Below are 16,827 nucleotides of genomic sequence, written 5' to 3'. Positions count from 1 at the left end.
TCATCTCTCTTGGAGCATCAGGATTTTTCTGCCTGCTCAAGAGATTTCAGGAGCCATGCCATGGTCTTTCCCGCATCACGGGCACGCCTGATACCTTCCTCATCTTTATCTACGTCGCCTTTCTCTTTCCCGATGCCAAGGACCGGGAAGCCCGGGACGATCATACCGGAGAAGAGCAGGAAGTTGATCATCGAATCGAGGGTGTGGATGCCTCCGGATCGTCGCACCGCTGTAATGGCCACTCCGACTTTGCGGCGGTAAAAATCGCCATTTGCCATGGCCACCAGGCCCGCCCGGTCGATCAGGGCCTTCATCTCGGCTGTGACATCGGTGAAGTAGACAGGTGAACCGAGAATAATGCCGTCCGCTTCAACCATCTTATCGATGCAGTCGTTGATGCAATCATCATCATAGACGCAATGCCCGTCCTTCTTCTCAAAGCATTTCATACAGGCAGTGCATCCCCGTGCAACTCGTCCGCCGAGGTGCACCTCCTCGGTCTCGATCCCCTCTTTCTCAAGTTCTTCGAGCATATGCCTGATAAGGATGGATGTGTTCCCCTTCTCCCGGGGGCTACCGTTAAATGCAACGACTTTTGTCATCGCTTACCACCTTTTGGTTCGAGTGTTGGTTCTGATATGGTGAGGCCAATAAAAATTTACTATGGCAATTGTCTGGAGATTACCTCTGCTATTTCATCCTGGTGCAGGCGTAGCATAATCTTTCCAGAACCGTTTTTTGGTCATGTGTGCGTCCCATGAATTGATCCGGGTGGCCGGTGGCAGTGAAAATCGGGGGATGAGGACGAAGGCCGCACCGGGGAGGATCGCACGACCGATCTCGGCAAGAGGGGGATCGACGGTTTTTCCTTCTGGTTTCGTAGGTCCGGGATCGACCCCGTTGAGGAGGCCGTCGCCACCACTGTCGGGATTGAAGGGATCAGTTCCCCACCCACGTTCTGCCTTGTCGTCCAGCCCGTCGCCGTCCGTGTCGGTGAGATCCGGGTCACTGGTGTGGCGGTTGCCGAAGCCGTCGATATAGCCGTGCTCCTCGTAGTAGTCCGGCAAACCGTCCCCTTCCAGATCGTCGTTGTTCAGGGTCGCGGTGAGGGAGGTCGTCCGGTCCTTCTCGATCGTCACGGTGGCGGTGAAGGGGACGTAGCCCGGAGATCCGCGGCAGAACGCCGATGCTCTTCAGTCTTTGCTGAAAACCTGGAGAAGAGCACCGATCTCTGAGAAGTGAAGAAGAAAGATAAAAAAGAGGGGCCTCAGAGCCCCTCAGTCCCGGCCTCGTGCCAGGCGATGAACTCCCTGATCAGTTTTGCCGCCACCGCCGCGGTCTGGCCCGCGTCGATCGGGCAGACCTCGACATAGTCGAAGCCCGACGCCCGCGCCGCAAAGGCCCGCACCACGCTCCTGAGGTCGCGGGGCGTGATCCCGAAAGGTTCGGGCGTCCCGAGACCTGGAGTGAGACAGCAGTCGACCGCATCCGCGTCGATGGAGAGGTACAGGCTCCGGTCGCCGATGATCTCCTTGATCTCGGCGATCACTGCCGCAATGCCCCGCTCCGCGACATCGTCGGCCGTATACATATGGAGCCTCTCTGACTCCCCGACGAGCTCGAACTCTTCCGCAGGCCCGCTCCGTGCCCCGATGATGAAGATGTCCTCCACACCGAGGTCCATCACCCGCCGCGTTGCGCAGGCATGGTTCCACTTCGTCCCGCCGAACTCGTCCCTGAGGTCGAGGTGGGCGTCGCAGACGACATAGCATGCGGGCTTCACAGCCTCGACCGCACCCGGCGTCACCGTGTGCTCGCCGCCGATCAGTATCGGCACCTTGCCGTCCTGCACGATCATGGCGGCCGTCTCCCTCACCTGATCCACGACGAGGTCAGGGAGAGAGAGCACCTCAAGGTCGCCGAGGTCGCAGACAGGGACGTCCACAAGGTCGACGCCCGGCACAGGGATATAGGTCTCGAAGTTGTACGAGATGGCCCTTATTGCGCCGGGTGCGTCGCGGGACCCTGCCCGGTATGAGGATGTACCGTCATACGGCGCCCCGAATATCACATAACCGGCGTCGGTATACTCCGCTTCGGCGTCGGCAAAAAGAGTATTGAGGAAGACTTCCATGCATGCTCCTCCTGAGCACCACTCCGGCCCGACGGCCGAGGTGCTCAGAGGTCCAGCTTCTTCTTCCCGAGTGCCTCGATGTACGGGACTTCCTTCCCGGCTTCCATCCCGGCGACCTTGTCCTCGGGGACCTCGATCTCGAACATGGAGAAGTCCTTCACGTCCATCAACTGGACAGTGGTGCCCGTGACGGAGATCACCTGTCCGACCTTCCGCTCGACAACAGGCACATACACCTTTGCCGAGACCGGCTGGACGATCGAGCGCTTCTGGCCGTCAAAGATACCGACGACATCGATACGGGCCTTGGCCGCGCCGTGCTTGCCGGGCTTTGAGGTGGCAATCCCGAGGATCTTGCAGGGCTCATCATCGACCACAACATAGCGGCCTTCCTTTAACTTACCAGTTTCAGTCTGTTCCTTCATCGAGTTCACGCTCGCAGTAGTAATTTATCATGACGGCCATAGATAAATACAACGCACGTGAGTTTGCATGGACTTCATTAGGTGGTGCGAAAATCTGGCCGGGATAGTCGAGGATGCCACCCGCGATCTGGCCGGCAGGCCCGAGGGCGGAAGGTATATCCAGATGGGCGCAGACGGCACCCCGACTGAACTGATAGATCAGGCTGCGGAGGAGTGCGTTATCGCCGCTCTCAAGGACAATCCCTTCTGCCGCCGCCTCATCTCCGAGGAGGCCGGGTGCGTCGACGTCGGCGGGGAGAAGGGTACGGTCTACCTCGACCCCATCGACGGCACCTACAATGCAGTCCACGGCATCCCTTTCTACACCATCTCCATTGCCTACGGCGAGGACGGTGTCCTGAAAGAGGGATTTATCAGGGACCTCTGCACTCGCGAGACTTTCACGGCGGAGAGGGGGAAAGGGGCCTTCCTCGACGGGACACCCATCCATGTCTCGAAGACGTCCCTGCTGGAGGACAGCGCCCTCTCGGTCTACGGGCGGAAGTTCGACCCCTCCTCGGTGCTCAGGCTCGGGCAGAAGGTGCGGCGGTGGCGGTTGCTCGGCGCCTCGTCCCTCGAACTCGCCTATGTCGCCGCCGGCAGGCTCGACGGTTTCGTGGACGTCAGGAACACCCTCCGTATCACCGACGCCGCCGCGGGGATCGTCCTCTGTGAGGAGGCCGGGGGAACGGTGACCGGGCTTGAAGGCGACTCTGCCGCTTTCCCCGACGAGGTGAGTATGGGCAGGTGCCTTGTGGCCACGAACGGCGTCCTCCACAACAAGATCATCGAATACCTGAGGTAACAGACGTGAAGGCCATCCTTATATCCCGTATCGACATACCCGAAGTGCTTGCCTATACCACGGAGATGGAGAGGCTCCTCCTCTCGTACGGCTACCATGTGGCCCTGGAAGGGAGCACGGCCATCGCCCTCGGTCGGGCCGGAGAAGGGGAGTGGCTCGACGAGACCGACGCCGACATCGTCGTCGCCATCGGCGGAGACGGCACTGTCCTCCTTGCCGTCAGGAGGATGAAGAGGCAGATCCCGATCATCGGGATCAATAAAGGGCATGTGGGGTTCCTCGCCGACCTCGAAGCCGCCGAGGCGCCTGCATTCTTCAGGGACCTGCAGAGGAAGATGAGACTTGAGATGCGCATGCGCATCTCTCTCAACGCCGGGGGCGAACACCTCGGCGAGGCCCTCAACGAGGCGGTGATCGTCACCGAACGCCCTGCAAAGATGCTGCGGTTCACCATCATCATCGACGGCATCGAGGTCGAGGAGTTCAGGGCCGACGGCCTGGTCATTGCCACGCCGACCGGTTCGACGGCCTACGCAATGAGCGGCGGCGGGCCCATCGTCGACCCGAAGTTCGACGGCTTCCTCCTCGTCCCTCTCGCCCCCTACATGCTCTCCTCACGGCCCCACTTCATCGAGAGCAGCAGGGATCTGAAGATCAGGCTTGAGAGCGACAAACCGGCCCAGCTCGTCTTCGACGGCAGGGGGAGCACGACCCTCCTGGACGGCGTCGACATTGCGGTGAAGAGGGCCGATGCGTCGGCAATCTTCATCGATGCCGGGAAGAACTTCTTCCTGAAGGTGCGCGAGAAACTCCGCAATTTATAATCGTCGTCACATATATGCTGAAATGCACATTTTTATCGTGCATGGGGGAGAGGAGTAGACTACAGGAGGAACAAAAATGAGTGACATACGGACGAAGATTGATTATGCGGCTGCTGCCGAGGCCCTGAAGAAATATCTCAACCTCTCGGGTTCGCCGGTGGCCGTCGGCTTCGTGCAGTCGAAGGAACAGGTCCCCGTCGGGATGGAGGCACTCCCTGAGTCCACCCGCCACTGCCAGATGGTCAGCATGGCCAGGGCTGATGGGAGGGCCTTCTACGCCACCGCGGAGAAGCACGCCTGCCAGGGCGGGGCCTGGGCCCTCGGCCTGAAGGCGATCACGCCGAGTCTGAAGTCGGGTGAGTTTTACTTCAAACTCGGCAAGTTCGACACCTGGGCGGCATGCAAGCGGACGATCGACCGCATCCCGCACGTGGAGTCCGGACAGACCTACGCGACGATGTACGCACCGCTCGAAAAGACGCCCTTCACGCCGACGGTCGTGCTCATCGTTGCAGAGCCGCGGGCGATGCTCAAACTGGCGCAGAGCGTCCTCTACAAACTCGGCGGCAGGGTCGATGCCAACTTCGCCGGCATCCAGTCGGTCTGCGCCGACACGACCGCCCAGACCTATCTCAACGGGAAGGTGAACTTCTCCCTGGGCTGCGACGGGTCGCGGAAGTTCTCCGGCATTGCCGACGGTGAGATGGTCATGGGCATTCCGGTCGAGGTGCTCCCCGAGATCGTCGCGGCGCTCCCGGTCGTCACCGGCGCACCGGGATCGATCTGAAAACTTTTTTTCTCTATTTCTGGTTCTCAAGGGATGACTCGAGGTATAGGAGCGGTGCTGGCCCGGGGTGAAGGACTCATTGAATCCCGACCGCCGCCACCGCCACTGCAAGACAGGATAGGGTGTGGATCGGTGCCGGGGAATCCTATCCGGGATACGATTCACTCTCCGCCCATATCCCCTTCCCGCACCGCCCGTATCACCGCGTCGCAGGCGGCCGGGACCGCGGCCTGCACCTCCGGGGTCATCTCGTCGGAGAAGGCCTCGATCTCGCCGCCCTCGACTCCGACGATGACGACTTCGGCCGTGACCCCCACTTCACGGGCGAGGGCGAGCGTCTCGGCGATCCCGAAGTCGTGGAGGGACATCGGGAAGACCGTGGACGGCGGGACCTCGTGGAAGACCCGCACCTCGCCGGGCGTGCCCATGCCGGTCATCGCGTCGACGATGACAACGCGGTCGCAGTCTTCCATAAGAGGGATGAGCCCGAAGCCGCCGAGTCCCCCGTCGACGATGTCGAGTCCCGGATATTGTGCGGAGAGCGCTTCCATCACGGCGTGGCCGACGCCGTCATTGCCCATATAGGGGTTGCCGCAGGCGATGACCCTGACCTTCATCAGAAAAAAGAGGGGCTCTGGAGTATTATGCCTTCCCGAGCCATGCATTGACCTGGTCGGGGTGGGCGTCGATCCATTTTGCCGCCGCATCTTCAGGGTCCATGCCGTCTTCGATGTCAAGCATCACGCTGTTCATATCCTCAGACGTCCAGTGAAAACGTTTCAGGATCCCATAGGCCCCGGGATCGTCTTCAGCCAGGCCCTGACGCGCATACGTGGCGATATATTCATTCTTCCCGAAGACGTCCAGGGGTTCGTCCAGGAACTTCAGGTCCCAGCGTGCGAACTTCCAGTGCGGAGTCCACCCGACGACCACGACCCACTCGTTGCGGTCTATCCCTCTCTTCAGGACACTGACCATCCCGGCATTGGAACTGGGAACCAGTTCATAGTCCAGACCATATTCTTCGATCAGTTTCTCGGCCGTATGCATGGTCCCCGAACCGGGATCGATCCCGTAGATCTTCCCGCCGAACTTTTCTTTGACAACCGGGTCATTGAGATCGTCCACCGCGTCGATGGTCACATACGCCGGGACGACAAGGCCGATGAGAGCCCCGCCCTCAAGGTTTTTACCGACCAGGTCGATCCGGTCCTGATACTTCTCCCAGTACACCTTCTGCGTCACCGGGAGCCAACCCGAGACCGAGCAGTCGACACTTCCCTGTGCCAGTCCTTCAAAGAGAGGGGCGGTGTCGACGGCGGTGATGGCGACGTCATACCCCGCTTTCTCGAAGACCTGCTTGATCACGTTGGTGCTTGCGATCTCCGAGTCCCAGAGGACATAGCCGATGGAGATCGACTTCTGTTCAGGTGACTGTGTGCCTCCGTCCCCGGTGCACCCGGCAACGAGGACGGATGCAACGACAAGGAAACCAATACAGAGATATACAAGATTTTTGATGTTTTCCATTCTAATCACACACAACTGCAGGATCTCTCTCGTGCAGTAATGTCCAGGCTAAAGTCCCGGGTCTGACCGGGAGTGCGGAACGGTGGCCGCACTCTTGATCCGGTTACCCTCTGGCGTTTCAACAAGAAAGATGCTGGATGCTGGCTATTGTGTCCGATGTCGTTCTTTCAGACAAAGGTTGACAGAGTACGGCGATGACCCGGACTTTTACCCAAAAAATAGAATGGATGTATCTCTTATTATGCCTTGCTGCCGAGCCAGGCATTGACCTGGTCGGGATGGGCGTCGATCCACTTCTTTGCGGCGTCCTCGTGGGACGTGCCGTCCTCGATGTCGAGCATCACCGATGCCATGTCGTCAGGCGTCCAGTGGAAACGCTTCAGGATTGCGTACGCTTCGGGGTCGTCCTGTGCAAGTCCTGTCCGGGCAAGCGTGCCGATATACTCGTCACCGCCATAGACACCCTTCGGGTCTTCGAGGTACTTCAGGTCCCAGCGTGCGAACTTCCAGTGGGGGGTCCAGCCGGTGACAACGATCCATTCCTCCCTGCCGACGGCCTTTTTCAGGGCTGCAGTCATGCCGGCGCCTGAACTGGAGATGAGATCGTACTCGAGACCATATGCCTCGATCGCCTCGTCTGTCGTCTTCATGACCCCGGCACCCGCGTCGATGCCGACGATCTCCCCTTCGAACTTCTCCTTCACGCCGTTCATCTCCTCGATGGAGTCGATGGTCACGTAGGTCGGGACGACGAGGCCTATCCTGGCACCTTCGAGGTTCTTGCCGACAAGGTCAAGGCTGTCGCCGAACTCGTCCATGTAGGCCTTCTGTGTCCTGGGGAGCCAGGCCGAGACGGTGCAGTCCACGTCGCCGCTGGCGACCGCCTGATAGAGGGGTGCGGCGTCGACGGCGGTTATGGTGACGTCATAGCCTGCTTTCTCGAAGACCTGCTTGAGCACATTGGTGCTTGCGATCTCTGAGTCCCAGAGGACGTAACCGATGGAGATCGACTTCTGTTCAGGCGACTGTGCTCCTCCGTCCCCGGTGCACCCGGCGCAGAGGACGAATGCGACGGCCAGGAGGGTGAGGCCGGCGAGGATGAATCCAAACTTTTTATTCTGTTTCATGTCTCATCAAGAATTTTTTTATTCGTCATTCGTTGTGTCCGGGCGCCAGGCTCTGGGTCACCCGGTCGAGGATGATCGCGATGATCACGATTGCAAGGCCGCCCTCAAAGCCAAGGCCGATATCCAGGCGCTGGATGCCCTCCAGCACGGTGTACCCGAGGCCCTGCGCCCCGATCATGGCGGCGATCACCACCATCGAGAGGGCCATCATGATACACTGGTTGATGCCGGCCATGATCGTCGGCATGGCGACAGGCAACTGGACCTTGACCAGTTTCTGTCTCTCGGTGGTGCCGAAGGCGTCGGCGAGTTCTGTCAGTTCGACGGGCACCTGCCTGATGCCAAGGACGGTGAGCCTGACCACCGGCGGCATCGCAAAGACGACAGTGGCGATCATGCCCGGCACGTTGCCGAGACCGAAGAAGACCACCGCCGGGATGAGGTAGACGAAGGCCGGCATTGTCTGCATGAAGTCGAGGACAGGCCTGACCAGTTTGTGTGCCGTCCCTGAACGCGCCGCGAGAATACCTGTCGGTATCCCGATGATGAGCGCAAAGAGAGTGGCGGTCAGGACCAGTGCAAGGGTCTCCATTGCCAGAGACCAGAGGTGCAGGTCCCAGATGAGGAAGAGGCCGATCGCCGAGCAGGCGGCGAGTCTGGTGTCGCGTTTCGTGACGACCCAGATGAGCACCGACGCCAGGACGATGAAGACCGGTGTCGGCAGGACAAGGAGGAGGGTTCTCATCCCGTCGATGAACCAGTCCAGACCTTCGCTGATCCCGTCCAGGGCGACGGCAAAGGTGACCTCGAACCACTCGACGAAGGCCTCGACCAGATCGCCGAGGGGGATCTTCGGGAGTTCAAAGGAGTTCATGCACACTCCTCGTCGTTATTCCCGTTGATGGCCAGAGCGCCGAGGAGCGAACCTCTGACAATGACCCCCCTGAGGCGGTGGCACCCGTCGACGACCGCGACGGGGTATTGAGTCGTGGCCACGAGGCCCATCAGGTCACGGACCGGCGTGTCGGGACTCGTGACAGGTGTGTCGGTGATCAGGATATCCTCGATGTTTGTCATCTTCGCCCGTGCCGCAGCGACGGCGTCCTCGGCGGTCACCAGACCTCTCAGGACTTTCCCCTTCCCGACCGCAAAGATGGTCGAGATGCCGTGCTCGTTCATCAGTTTCAGGGCCACGCGGGGACCGGAAAATATCGGGAGCACCGGGTCGGGGGACTTCATGACGCCCTCAGCCGTGAGCACCTTCGTCATGTCGACGCCGGCAACAAAACTGGCCACATACTCGTCGGCCGGCGCCGTGAGGATCTCCTCGGGCGTGCCGACCTGTACGACGGCGCCGTCCTTCATGAGGGCGATCCTGTTCCCCAGTTTGAGGGCCTCGTCGAGGTCGTGGGTGACGAAGACGATCGTCTTTGCGAGGTCGTTCTGGAGGTCGAGGAGTTCGTCCTGCATCTCTGTCCGTATGATGGGGTCGAGGGCGCTGAAGGCCTCGTCCATCAGGAGGACGTCGGGGTCGCTTGCAAGGGCGCGGGCGAGGCCGACACGCTGCTTCATGCCGCCGGAGAGGGCGTCAGGCATGCTCCCCTCGTAACCGGCAAGCCCGACCATTCTGATGGTCTGCCGCGCCTTTTCAAGCCGTTCGTCCTCGGGCATCCCCTGGACTTCCAGTCCGAAGGCGACGTTCTCGATGACGTTCCGGTGGGGGAGGAGGGCGAAGTTCTGGAAGACCATGCCCAGTTTCTTCCGCCTCACCTCCCTGAGACCGTCTTCGTCGAGAGAGGCGAGGTCGGTCCCGTCGATGAGGACCTCTCCGTGTGTCGGTTCGATCAAACGGTTGATACACCGGAGAAGAGTAGATTTGCCTGAACCCGAGAGGCCCATGATCACGAAGATCTCTCCTTCCTCTATAGAGAAAGAGACATCACGGAGACCGACAGTCTGTCCTGTCCTTTCCTGGACCTCCTTTTTTGACACGCCCTCGCGAATGAGGGGGACTGCCTCCCCGGGATGTTTTCCAAAAATCTTGTATAACGATCGTATGATTATTTTGGGTTTTATCATCTCCTTATTCATGAAAGCCTCCGCTATGCGGTCTTCAAAACCCTGTATGGGCAGGGACATATCTGATTATCCGACACGCCCGGCAGTCCTGCCAAACCCCGCTAGAGTCAATGTTGAACGCGAGAATACGCCCAAAACAAGACGGAACTTGCACTCTTGCGGTAAGCAGGGGCTGATTGTGCTGGCCGGTCATACTTTTGCGGTCATATCATAAATATATTTTTCCATTTGTTATGTCACGGGTGAAGGAAAGGGCAGGTTTTGTCCCTGGCGATCGGAATAAAAGGCTTATCTTTCCGGCGCGAGAATATTACTCCGGTGGTTTGGTGCAGGTATCCATGAAAATCGAAGTGAAGGATGCTCCCGGCCAGCTGGTTGCCGCCCTCAAGCCGATCTCCGATGTCGGCGGTAATATCATGGCAGTGATCCACGAGTGGGACCCGACACTGCGGCCGAAGACCAGGATTGTCCAGGTCGTCCTTGACATCCCCGAAGAACGGCTTGACGGCCTGATCGCCGCTCTCAAGGCGGCGGGGGTGACCATCCTCAGGCTCGGAGAGGAGCGTCTCCTCCTGAAGAGGAGCGTCATCATGATCGGACACCTGATGCACACCGACCTCTCCGACACGGTCAGTCAGATCGACCGGACAGGCTACGCCGAGGTCGTCGAGATGCATCTGACGATGCCGGGGATCGCCCAGAGGTCGTCGGCCCTTTTCACCATCTCTGCGACAAACCGGGCGCATATGGACGAGGCGATGAAGGTCCTCCGTGCGGTGGCGAAGAAGAAAGACCTTCTCCTTGTCGAACCTCTGGAGGAGGTGGCATGATGCGGGTCGCCATCCTCGGCCTGGGGTCTGTCGGGCGGGGCGTCGCCTCGATGCTCGCAAAGAAGGGCCTCGGCATCACCATCACCGGCATCGCCGACTCGAAGAGCGGGGCCTGCGACCCTGCGGGCCTCGACGTCGCCGCGGTGCTTGAGAAGAAGGCAAAGACCGGTCTCTGCGGCGATCCCGCCGTGACTGCACGGGCGGTCGTGGAGGGGGGCGAGTACGACGTCCTCGTCGAGGTGACACCGACAGACGTGAAGACCGCCGAGCCTGCTCTCACCCATATCAGGACGGCCCTCTCGATGGGCAAACACGTGGTCACCTCGAACAAGGGGCCGATGGCCCTCCACTTCAGGGACCTGACGGCCCTTGCAGAGGAGCACGGCGTGCAGTTGAGGTACGAGGCGACGGTCTGCGGGGCGATCCCGATCATCCAGACACTCCAGCACGGTCTTGCCGGCAACACCGTTCATGCCATCTATGGCGTCATGAACGGGACCTGCAACTATATCCTCACCAGAATGGCTGACGAGGGCCTCACCTACGAGCAGGCGCTTGCAGAGGCGCGGGAACTTGGCTATGCCGAGGCCGACCCCACCTTCGACGTGAAGGGGATAGATGCCGCCCTCAAACTGGTCATACTCGCCAATACGGTCTGGAACAACGGCGTCACCCTGAAGGACGTCGAGTGCACGGGCATCGACCTCCTGACCGCGGAGGCGCTGACCCTTGCCGGGCGCCAGAACTGCACCATCAGGCTCATCGGCGAGGTGGTGCCGGAGAAGGGACTGTTGCGGGTCTCGCCCCGTATCCTCCCGAAGAAACACCCCCTTGTCGTCCGCGACACCCTGAACGCCGTGACGGTCGTCACCGACATGGCCGGGGCGATCACAGAGGTCGGGAAAGGGGCGGGGTCGGTGGAGACGGCGAGCGCCGTCATCGGCGACCTGCTCTTCATCAAGAACTGTCATGTCACGGGTCATTGAGAAGAGGCGGGACATTCTCGCCGTTATGAGGAGTTCGACTCTCGAAAAAGGGCATTTCACGGTGCAGGAGATCGCGGTGGGGAGCGCACTGCCGCGGAGCACGGTGCAGGACTGGGTGAACCGTCTCCTGGACGAGGGGTGCATCGTCCAGAAGGAGGAGAGACGGGGGCGGCACCCTGCCACCTATGCCGTTGCCTCGGCCCTGCCTGCGAGTGCGTGCCGGCGGATCTTTACAACCGTCGATGGCGACCGTGTGGAGTGCTACCATGAGTGCCTGAGCAGCGGGTGCGCCGCCTTCTGCGAGTATCACCATGGTCTGGCAGGCGGGGCGCTCGTCCACGTGCAGAGGGACGGCACTCTCCTCCGGGAGTGTGGTACTCTCACCGAGCGCGAGGTGGAGATCGGTCTCCCGCCGCGGCCTGCCGTTGGCGTGGTCGGGATCAGGCGGGAGGGTGATGAGATCGTGCAGAAGATCCGGTGCACAGGGGGTCCGGCCTACTCCCTCACCGACCAGATGGCCGAGGCCGAGGGGGTCTGTTCGGTCGAGACCAGAAAGGTCAGCGGCGGGATCGTCGAGGGCGAGGTGCGGACGCGGGCCCTTGTCATGGTCGGGATCGGCGTCGACGACACCGACACTGCCGAGGGCGGGGCGACCTTTGCCCTGGCTCTCGCTCTCCTCCAGCACCTCAGCACCTTGGACGGCGTGATCCCGATCGGCCACAGTGTGGCCATGCTCAAGCCCGACCTGCCCGAGAGGACGGCGGGCAACTCGTGCAGTTATATCGAACTTGCGGCTGACCCGGCCGCATGCCCCGGGATAGCGGAGAGGGCCCGCCGCTTCGTCGCCGCCGAGGCCCTCTCCCCCGAGTGGGGGATCGCCCTGCGGCACGGGTTCTGCCCCCTCCCCGGCTTGCGGGCCTTCGGCGCCCGTGCGAGGACAGAGGTGGTCACCGTCGAGGAGGCGCGGGAGGTCGCCGCCCGGAACGGCGTTCAGGTCTGCGGAGGCCGCGGCGTGATCGGGGCCCTCGCTGCGGTGGCCCTGCGGGGCCTCCCGAACAGGGTGCTCCTCGACCCGTTTGCGCCTGTCAACCCGATACCTTGAGAGATATCCTGTATTATTGTTGGGAGACCAGACAGATACATCCACGATTTTTCTTGCAACAGAATATCCTGGAAGCGTGGAGAGAAAGAAAAAAAGTGGTCTTCAGGCGAACATCTCGCCGACCGTATTCTTCAGGGGCTGGCGTTCGAAGTCGGCCATGACCTTCTGGAGCGCCTGCCCGAAGTCATCGTTGGTGACGACGGTCCGTTCATCCCTGATCGCAAACATCCCGGCCTCCATGCAGATGGCACGGAGGTCGGCGCCGTTCCTTCCCTCGGTCTGGCAGGCGATCCTGGTGAGGTCGACATCCTTCGCCAGGTTCATGCCCTTTGTGTGGATCTTCATGATCGAGAGGCGCCCCTCGATGTCGGGGAGCGGGATCTCGATGATCCGGTCGAAACGGCCCGGCCTGAGGAGGGCAGGATCCAGGATGTCGATCCTGTTCGTCGCCCCGATGATCTTCACGTCGCCCCGTGCTTCAAAGCCGTCCATCCCTGCCAATAACTGCATCAGGGTCCGCTGGACCTCGCGGTCCCCCGATGTGACAGACTCGGTGCGGTGCGTCCCGACGGCGTCGATCTCGTCGATGAAGAGGATTGTCGGCGCCTTCTCGCGCGCGAGGTCAAAGAGTTCCCGCACAAGACGTGCTCCCTCGCCGATGTACTTCTGTACAAGTTCTGAACCGACGACATGAAGGAAGTGGGCGTTTGTCTCGTGGGCGACGGCACGAGCGAGTAATGTCTTGCCTGTTCCCGGCGGCCCATAGAGCAGGACACCCTTCGGTGGGGTGATACCCACCTTCTCGAAGAGCTGGGGCTTCGTGAGCGGAAGTTCGACCGCTTCCTTCACTTCCTGTATCTGTGGCTCCAGCCCGCCGATATCGGAGTAGCACTCGTCGGGCCGGTCTTCCAGTTCCATTCCATAGACCTGCGGGTCATAGGTGTTCGGGAGCACCTCGATCAGGGCAAGGGACTGCTGGTTGAGTGTGCACCTGCTCCCTGACTTGAGATCCTTCGGGTCAATGAACTGGGATACCCGGACAAGAAACCTCGGACCTGCACTGCTCCTCACCACGACACGGTTGTTGTCGATGATGTCGAGGATCTCCCCGACGACAAGAGGCGGACTTCTGAGTTGTTCGATCTCGCTCCGTAATTTCCGCATTTCCCGCTCGTAGCGGATCTTCTGCGTCTCCACGTACCTCTTTTCGGACTCCATCTGGCGCATCCGCTCCCTGAGTTCCAGGTTGCGGTTCTCCAGGTTAGAGATCCGTTCGAGCAGGTACTTGCAGAGTTCTTCGCTGTTCTGCGGGTCCGGTGAATCACAGCCGCTGTCCCCCATTGTCCTCCTCGAATAGGTATATAGTATAAAGTGACTTAAATGTGTTTGCGAGTAGTATGCAGTGCGAATTATGTGGGACTATAATTAAGGGCGCCCCGAAAAGAGTGCGTATCGAAGGTGCGGTACTGCAGGTGTGCCCGAAGTGTGCGACTCTCGGGGTGGAGGTGGCACAGCCACGGTCTGCCGAACCGAAAAGGAAAGCCGCCGCTGCTGCACCTGCCGCTCCCCAGCGCCGGGGACGTGATGTCTTCGACCTGATGGTCGGCGAGGTCGTCGAGGACTTTGGCGAACGGATCAAAAGTGCCCGTCTGGCGAAGAACTGGACCCTGAAGGACCTCGCCAATGAGATCAAGGAGCGTGAGATCCTGATCCGGAAGATCGAGAAGGGCGACCTCATCCCCGAGGACGATGTGCGGGTCAAACTCGAGAAGGTGCTCGGCATCTCTCTCCTCGATGTCTCGGACGAGGAGGTGAAGAGACAGAAGGGAGACAGGCTTGCGACGACTGTCGGCGACATCATCAAGATCAAGAGGGAATAAATGACGACACCCTTGATCCTGGTCAACCTGAAGGCATACGCGGAGGGCATGGGCGAGCGTGCCGTTGCAATAGCAGACACCGCCGAGACGGTCAGCGAGGAGAGTGGCGTCGTGATCGGCGTCGCTCCCGCCTTCACCGATCTTGCGGCGATTGCGTCCAGGTTCAGCGTCCCCGTCTATGCCCAGCATGTCGATGGCGTCGCTCCCGGTGCGTATACGGGCCACGTGACTGCCGGGCAGGTGAAGGCGGCCGGGGCGACGGGTACACTCATCAACCACTCGGAGAGGCGCCTCACTCTTGCAGATATCGATGCCAGTCTCTCTGCCGCACGGAGTGCCGGGCTTAAATCCGTGATCTGCACGAACAACGAGGCGACGACCGCCGCAGCAGCGGCCCTTGCCCCCGATTATGTGGCAATCGAACCGCCGGAACTGATCGGGACGGGTGTCTCTGTCTCAAGGGCTGATCCGGGCATCATCGAGCGTTCTGTGGCAGCGGTACAGGAGGTCAACCCGAAGGTGAAAGTGCTCACCGGCGCCGGGATCAGCACGGGTGAGTGCGTGAAAATTGCGCTTGAACTCGGCACCGACGGTGTCCTCCTTGCTTCCTCGGTCGTGAAGGCGAAGGATCCCGCGGCAGTCCTCCGAAATCTTGTCTCCCTGATCTAACCAATAAGTGTGATCAGGTCGTGCTTTGTGATCACGCCCTGAACCTTTCCCCCACCGAGGACAAGGACGGCGTGGTGCTGCTGGAGAAGGTGGACCACTGTCTCGACATCAGCGTCGGGGGGTACGGTCGGGAAACCCGACTCCATAAAATCCTTCACTTTTCGTGTATGTGCCCGCGCGATCCCGATCTGCTCGATCGTATTGACGATCGCGGATTCGGAGACGCACCCGATGGGTACGCCGCTCTCGATCACCGGCAACTGGGAGACGTCTTCCTTCTCCATGATCGCAACGGCGGTCGTGATTGCATCGTCCGGGGTGACGGCATGCACGGGGGCGTGCATCACTGACCCTGCCGTGATTGATGGGTTTTCTGCCACCTTCAGCACCTGGATGATCTTTTTCAGAGTGCTCACGCGTGGGTCGACGGTGCCCGACTCAATCCTTGCCACCATGGACTGGGAGATCCCGGCTCTTTTCGCGACATCGGCCTGACGGAGGCCGAGCATGATCCTCTTGGCCCTCAGTTCCGCGGGGGTGGGAATATACATGGTATTACTCATGGTTATTTCATCCGATAAAAATATGCATTGCTCGACCTGGTCTGATCGGCGGTGCGGATGTTCTCTCCTGTGGCCGGAGAGTTAATAATACACTCAAAAAAGGGAAGTTACGGGTTTCGTCTCCACACCAGAAACCCGAGGGCGAGGACTGCAAGGACGGCACCGAAACCCGGGAGGGGAAAGGCGGGCAGTTCGCTCTTTGCATAGATTGTTGTCGTGAAGACGTCGGACCCGGTGAGATGCCACTCGGCGGTCTTCTCCTTGACCGTATTGGCATTGGAGTCGACGATCTTCCCGGGCATCTTCAGGTAATAGTGAAGGGAACAACTGCCGAGCATCGCATCGGTGATCTTGCTTGACTCGCTCATCTCCTCAGCACCTGCGAATCTCCCGTCCTTGTAGACGAGGAAACCGTCGTCTTTTGTAAGGGTCCAGTCTGACCTGTCGGGTACGACTCTTTCTGTGGCAGCGATATTCATCGTCACCGTATCTCCGTCCCAGACTTCGTCATAGGACAGGGTTCCGGCATCTGACCTGGACAGGACATAGTCCCTGACACTTGTGTATCCTTCGTCTCTGGCGTTCTGTTTCAGGATGTTGTAGGCGAACGATGTTGTCGTGAGTTCGACGCGGTAGTCACTGATCGATCCGTCTGAGTTTGCCGTCGCGTGGGTACTCATCGTGAAGCAACCTGTGACCATTACAAGGCTCAGTAATGCTAATATAGCCATAAAGCCGGTTATTTTCTTTGATAACGCCATATGAATTGCCAGATAATAAAATACACGGGTAAATAAAATATTTTCGATTTCAGTTTCCTGCTCAGGATAGTTTCACAGTTAAAATACGGGCGCAGTCAGATTTCGTCGATTGCTCGCGCTGGAGGTGTTGAAGATACAAAAGGTGGAGTCGGAGGAGTAAGCCCCCTTATGTTCTGTGCGGCATTCAACTCCGCGCCAAACCCGGGCAGGCCCAGGCGCCTGTATGCCCTGTTCTGGCTTGCACCCGCAGGGATTCACCGTTTCATCGTTTCCCGCCGCTACGTTC

The 16,827-nt window shown here is 60.0% G+C and carries 20 protein-coding genes; 8 read left to right on the top strand and 12 right to left on the bottom strand.

Annotated features, from left to right (window positions below; genetic code table 11):
- Positions 1-17: 17 nt before the first annotated feature.
- The 4 genes from Q0520_RS07055 to Q0520_RS07040 form a co-directional block, all read right to left on the bottom strand.
- Positions 18-602 (bottom strand): flavodoxin family protein, encoded by a 585-nt coding sequence (locus Q0520_RS07055; RefSeq protein WP_298668083.1) that lies wholly within the window; start codon positions 600-602, stop codon positions 18-20.
- A gap of 93 nt (positions 603-695) precedes the next feature.
- Positions 696-1,139, bottom strand: coding sequence for a hypothetical protein (locus Q0520_RS07050; RefSeq protein ID WP_298668081.1), 444 nt, complete (start codon positions 1,137-1,139; stop codon positions 696-698).
- A 128-nt stretch (positions 1,140-1,267) separates the two neighbouring features.
- Positions 1,268-2,134, bottom strand: coding sequence for an agmatinase (gene speB, locus Q0520_RS07045; protein ID WP_298668079.1), 867 nt, complete (start codon positions 2,132-2,134; stop codon positions 1,268-1,270).
- A 44-nt stretch (positions 2,135-2,178) separates the two neighbouring features.
- A complete protein-coding gene (locus Q0520_RS07040) occupies positions 2,179-2,559 on the bottom strand; it encodes a translation initiation factor IF-5A (RefSeq protein ID WP_298668141.1) in 381 nt (126 codons plus the stop codon).
- 67 nt (positions 2,560-2,626) lie between these two features.
- Here Q0520_RS07040 and Q0520_RS07035 point away from each other — a divergent pair, with 67 nt between their 5' ends.
- The 3 genes from Q0520_RS07035 (at position 2,627) to Q0520_RS07025 (ending at position 5,014) form a co-directional block, all read left to right on the top strand.
- Positions 2,627-3,403, top strand: a complete 777-nt coding sequence (locus tag Q0520_RS07035; protein ID WP_298668077.1) for a bifunctional fructose-bisphosphatase/inositol-phosphate phosphatase — start codon at positions 2,627-2,629, stop codon at positions 3,401-3,403.
- 5 nt (positions 3,404-3,408) lie between these two features.
- The gene (locus tag Q0520_RS07030) at positions 3,409-4,227 is read left to right on the top strand and encodes an NAD(+)/NADH kinase (protein ID WP_298668075.1); all 819 of its coding nucleotides are present in this window, start codon (positions 3,409-3,411) and stop codon (positions 4,225-4,227) included.
- A gap of 76 nt (positions 4,228-4,303) precedes the next feature.
- Entirely contained in the window at positions 4,304-5,014 is a 711-nt protein-coding gene (locus Q0520_RS07025; protein ID WP_298668072.1) for a DUF169 domain-containing protein, read from the top strand.
- Between the two features lie 161 nt (positions 5,015-5,175).
- Here Q0520_RS07025 and Q0520_RS07020 read toward each other — a convergent pair whose 3' ends face one another.
- The 5 genes from Q0520_RS07020 to Q0520_RS07000 all read right to left on the bottom strand — a co-directional run bounded on the left by Q0520_RS07020 (position 5,176) and on the right by Q0520_RS07000 (position 9,663).
- A complete protein-coding gene (locus Q0520_RS07020; protein WP_298668070.1) occupies positions 5,176-5,631 on the bottom strand; it encodes a hydrogenase maturation protease in 456 nt (151 codons plus the stop codon).
- 25 nt (positions 5,632-5,656) lie between these two features.
- Complete coding sequence (locus tag Q0520_RS07015) at positions 5,657-6,544, bottom strand: glycine betaine ABC transporter substrate-binding protein (protein ID WP_298668067.1); 888 nt, start codon at positions 6,542-6,544, stop codon at positions 5,657-5,659.
- Positions 6,545-6,783: 239 nt separating this feature from the next.
- Positions 6,784-7,671 carry a glycine betaine ABC transporter substrate-binding protein gene (locus Q0520_RS07010; RefSeq protein WP_298668064.1) on the bottom strand — a complete coding sequence of 296 codons (888 nt, stop codon included), beginning with the start codon at positions 7,669-7,671 and terminating at the stop codon, positions 6,784-6,786.
- Positions 7,672-7,696: 25 nt separating this feature from the next.
- The gene (locus Q0520_RS07005; RefSeq protein ID WP_298668062.1) at positions 7,697-8,545 is read right to left on the bottom strand and encodes a proline/glycine betaine ABC transporter permease; all 849 of its coding nucleotides are present in this window, start codon (positions 8,543-8,545) and stop codon (positions 7,697-7,699) included.
- Positions 8,542-9,663, bottom strand: a complete 1,122-nt coding sequence (locus Q0520_RS07000) for a glycine betaine/L-proline ABC transporter ATP-binding protein (RefSeq protein WP_342765246.1) — start codon at positions 9,661-9,663, stop codon at positions 8,542-8,544. The genes Q0520_RS07005 and Q0520_RS07000 overlap by 4 nt, the downstream gene beginning before the upstream one ends.
- 425 nt (positions 9,664-10,088) lie before the next feature.
- Here Q0520_RS07000 and Q0520_RS06995 point away from each other — a divergent pair, with 425 nt between their 5' ends.
- Genes Q0520_RS06995 through Q0520_RS06985 form a run of 3 tightly spaced genes read left to right on the top strand, consistent with a single transcriptional unit; the run spans position 10,089 to position 12,668 of the window.
- Positions 10,089-10,580 (top strand): amino acid-binding protein, encoded by a 492-nt coding sequence (locus tag Q0520_RS06995; protein ID WP_298668057.1) that lies wholly within the window; start codon positions 10,089-10,091, stop codon positions 10,578-10,580.
- Positions 10,580-11,566 carry a homoserine dehydrogenase gene (locus Q0520_RS06990; RefSeq protein ID WP_298668138.1) on the top strand — a complete coding sequence of 329 codons (987 nt, stop codon included), beginning with the start codon at positions 10,580-10,582 and terminating at the stop codon, positions 11,564-11,566. Before Q0520_RS06995 ends, Q0520_RS06990 begins: the two co-directional genes overlap by 1 nt.
- The gene (locus tag Q0520_RS06985; RefSeq protein WP_298668056.1) at positions 11,550-12,668 is read left to right on the top strand and encodes a helix-turn-helix domain-containing protein; all 1,119 of its coding nucleotides are present in this window, start codon (positions 11,550-11,552) and stop codon (positions 12,666-12,668) included. Before Q0520_RS06990 ends, Q0520_RS06985 begins: the two co-directional genes overlap by 17 nt.
- 102 nt (positions 12,669-12,770) lie before the next feature.
- On the opposite strand, the gene Q0520_RS06980 is transcribed toward Q0520_RS06985, so the two are convergent.
- Positions 12,771-14,009 (bottom strand): proteasome-activating nucleotidase, encoded by a 1,239-nt coding sequence (locus Q0520_RS06980; protein ID WP_298668054.1) that lies wholly within the window; start codon positions 14,007-14,009, stop codon positions 12,771-12,773.
- A 56-nt stretch (positions 14,010-14,065) separates the two neighbouring features.
- On the opposite strand from Q0520_RS06980, the gene Q0520_RS06975 reads away from it, so the two are divergent.
- Together Q0520_RS06975 and tpiA are read left to right on the top strand one after the other, a co-directional pair.
- Positions 14,066-14,548: a multiprotein bridging factor aMBF1 gene (locus tag Q0520_RS06975; RefSeq protein ID WP_298668052.1), complete on the top strand. Its 483-nt coding sequence runs from the start codon at positions 14,066-14,068 to the stop codon at positions 14,546-14,548.
- Positions 14,549-15,217, top strand: a complete 669-nt coding sequence (gene tpiA, locus Q0520_RS06970; protein WP_298668050.1) for a triose-phosphate isomerase — start codon at positions 14,549-14,551, stop codon at positions 15,215-15,217.
- On the opposite strand, the gene Q0520_RS06965 is transcribed toward tpiA, so the two are convergent.
- Both Q0520_RS06965 and Q0520_RS06960 read right to left on the bottom strand, forming a co-directional pair.
- The gene (locus tag Q0520_RS06965) at positions 15,214-15,768 is read right to left on the bottom strand and encodes a CBS domain-containing protein (protein ID WP_298668048.1); all 555 of its coding nucleotides are present in this window, start codon (positions 15,766-15,768) and stop codon (positions 15,214-15,216) included. The genes tpiA and Q0520_RS06965 overlap by 4 nt on opposite strands.
- A 119-nt stretch (positions 15,769-15,887) precedes the next feature.
- Positions 15,888-16,460 carry a hypothetical protein gene (locus tag Q0520_RS06960; protein WP_298668046.1) on the bottom strand — a complete coding sequence of 191 codons (573 nt, stop codon included), beginning with the start codon at positions 16,458-16,460 and terminating at the stop codon, positions 15,888-15,890.
- Between the last annotated feature and the right edge of the window lie 367 nt (positions 16,461-16,827).

Source organism: uncultured Methanofollis sp. (assembly GCF_937919355.1).
Lineage (GTDB): Archaea > Halobacteriota > Methanomicrobia > Methanomicrobiales > Methanofollaceae > Methanofollis.
Note: the sequence above shows the minus strand (reverse complement) of the source record. Positions and strands in the feature narration are given on the sequence as shown.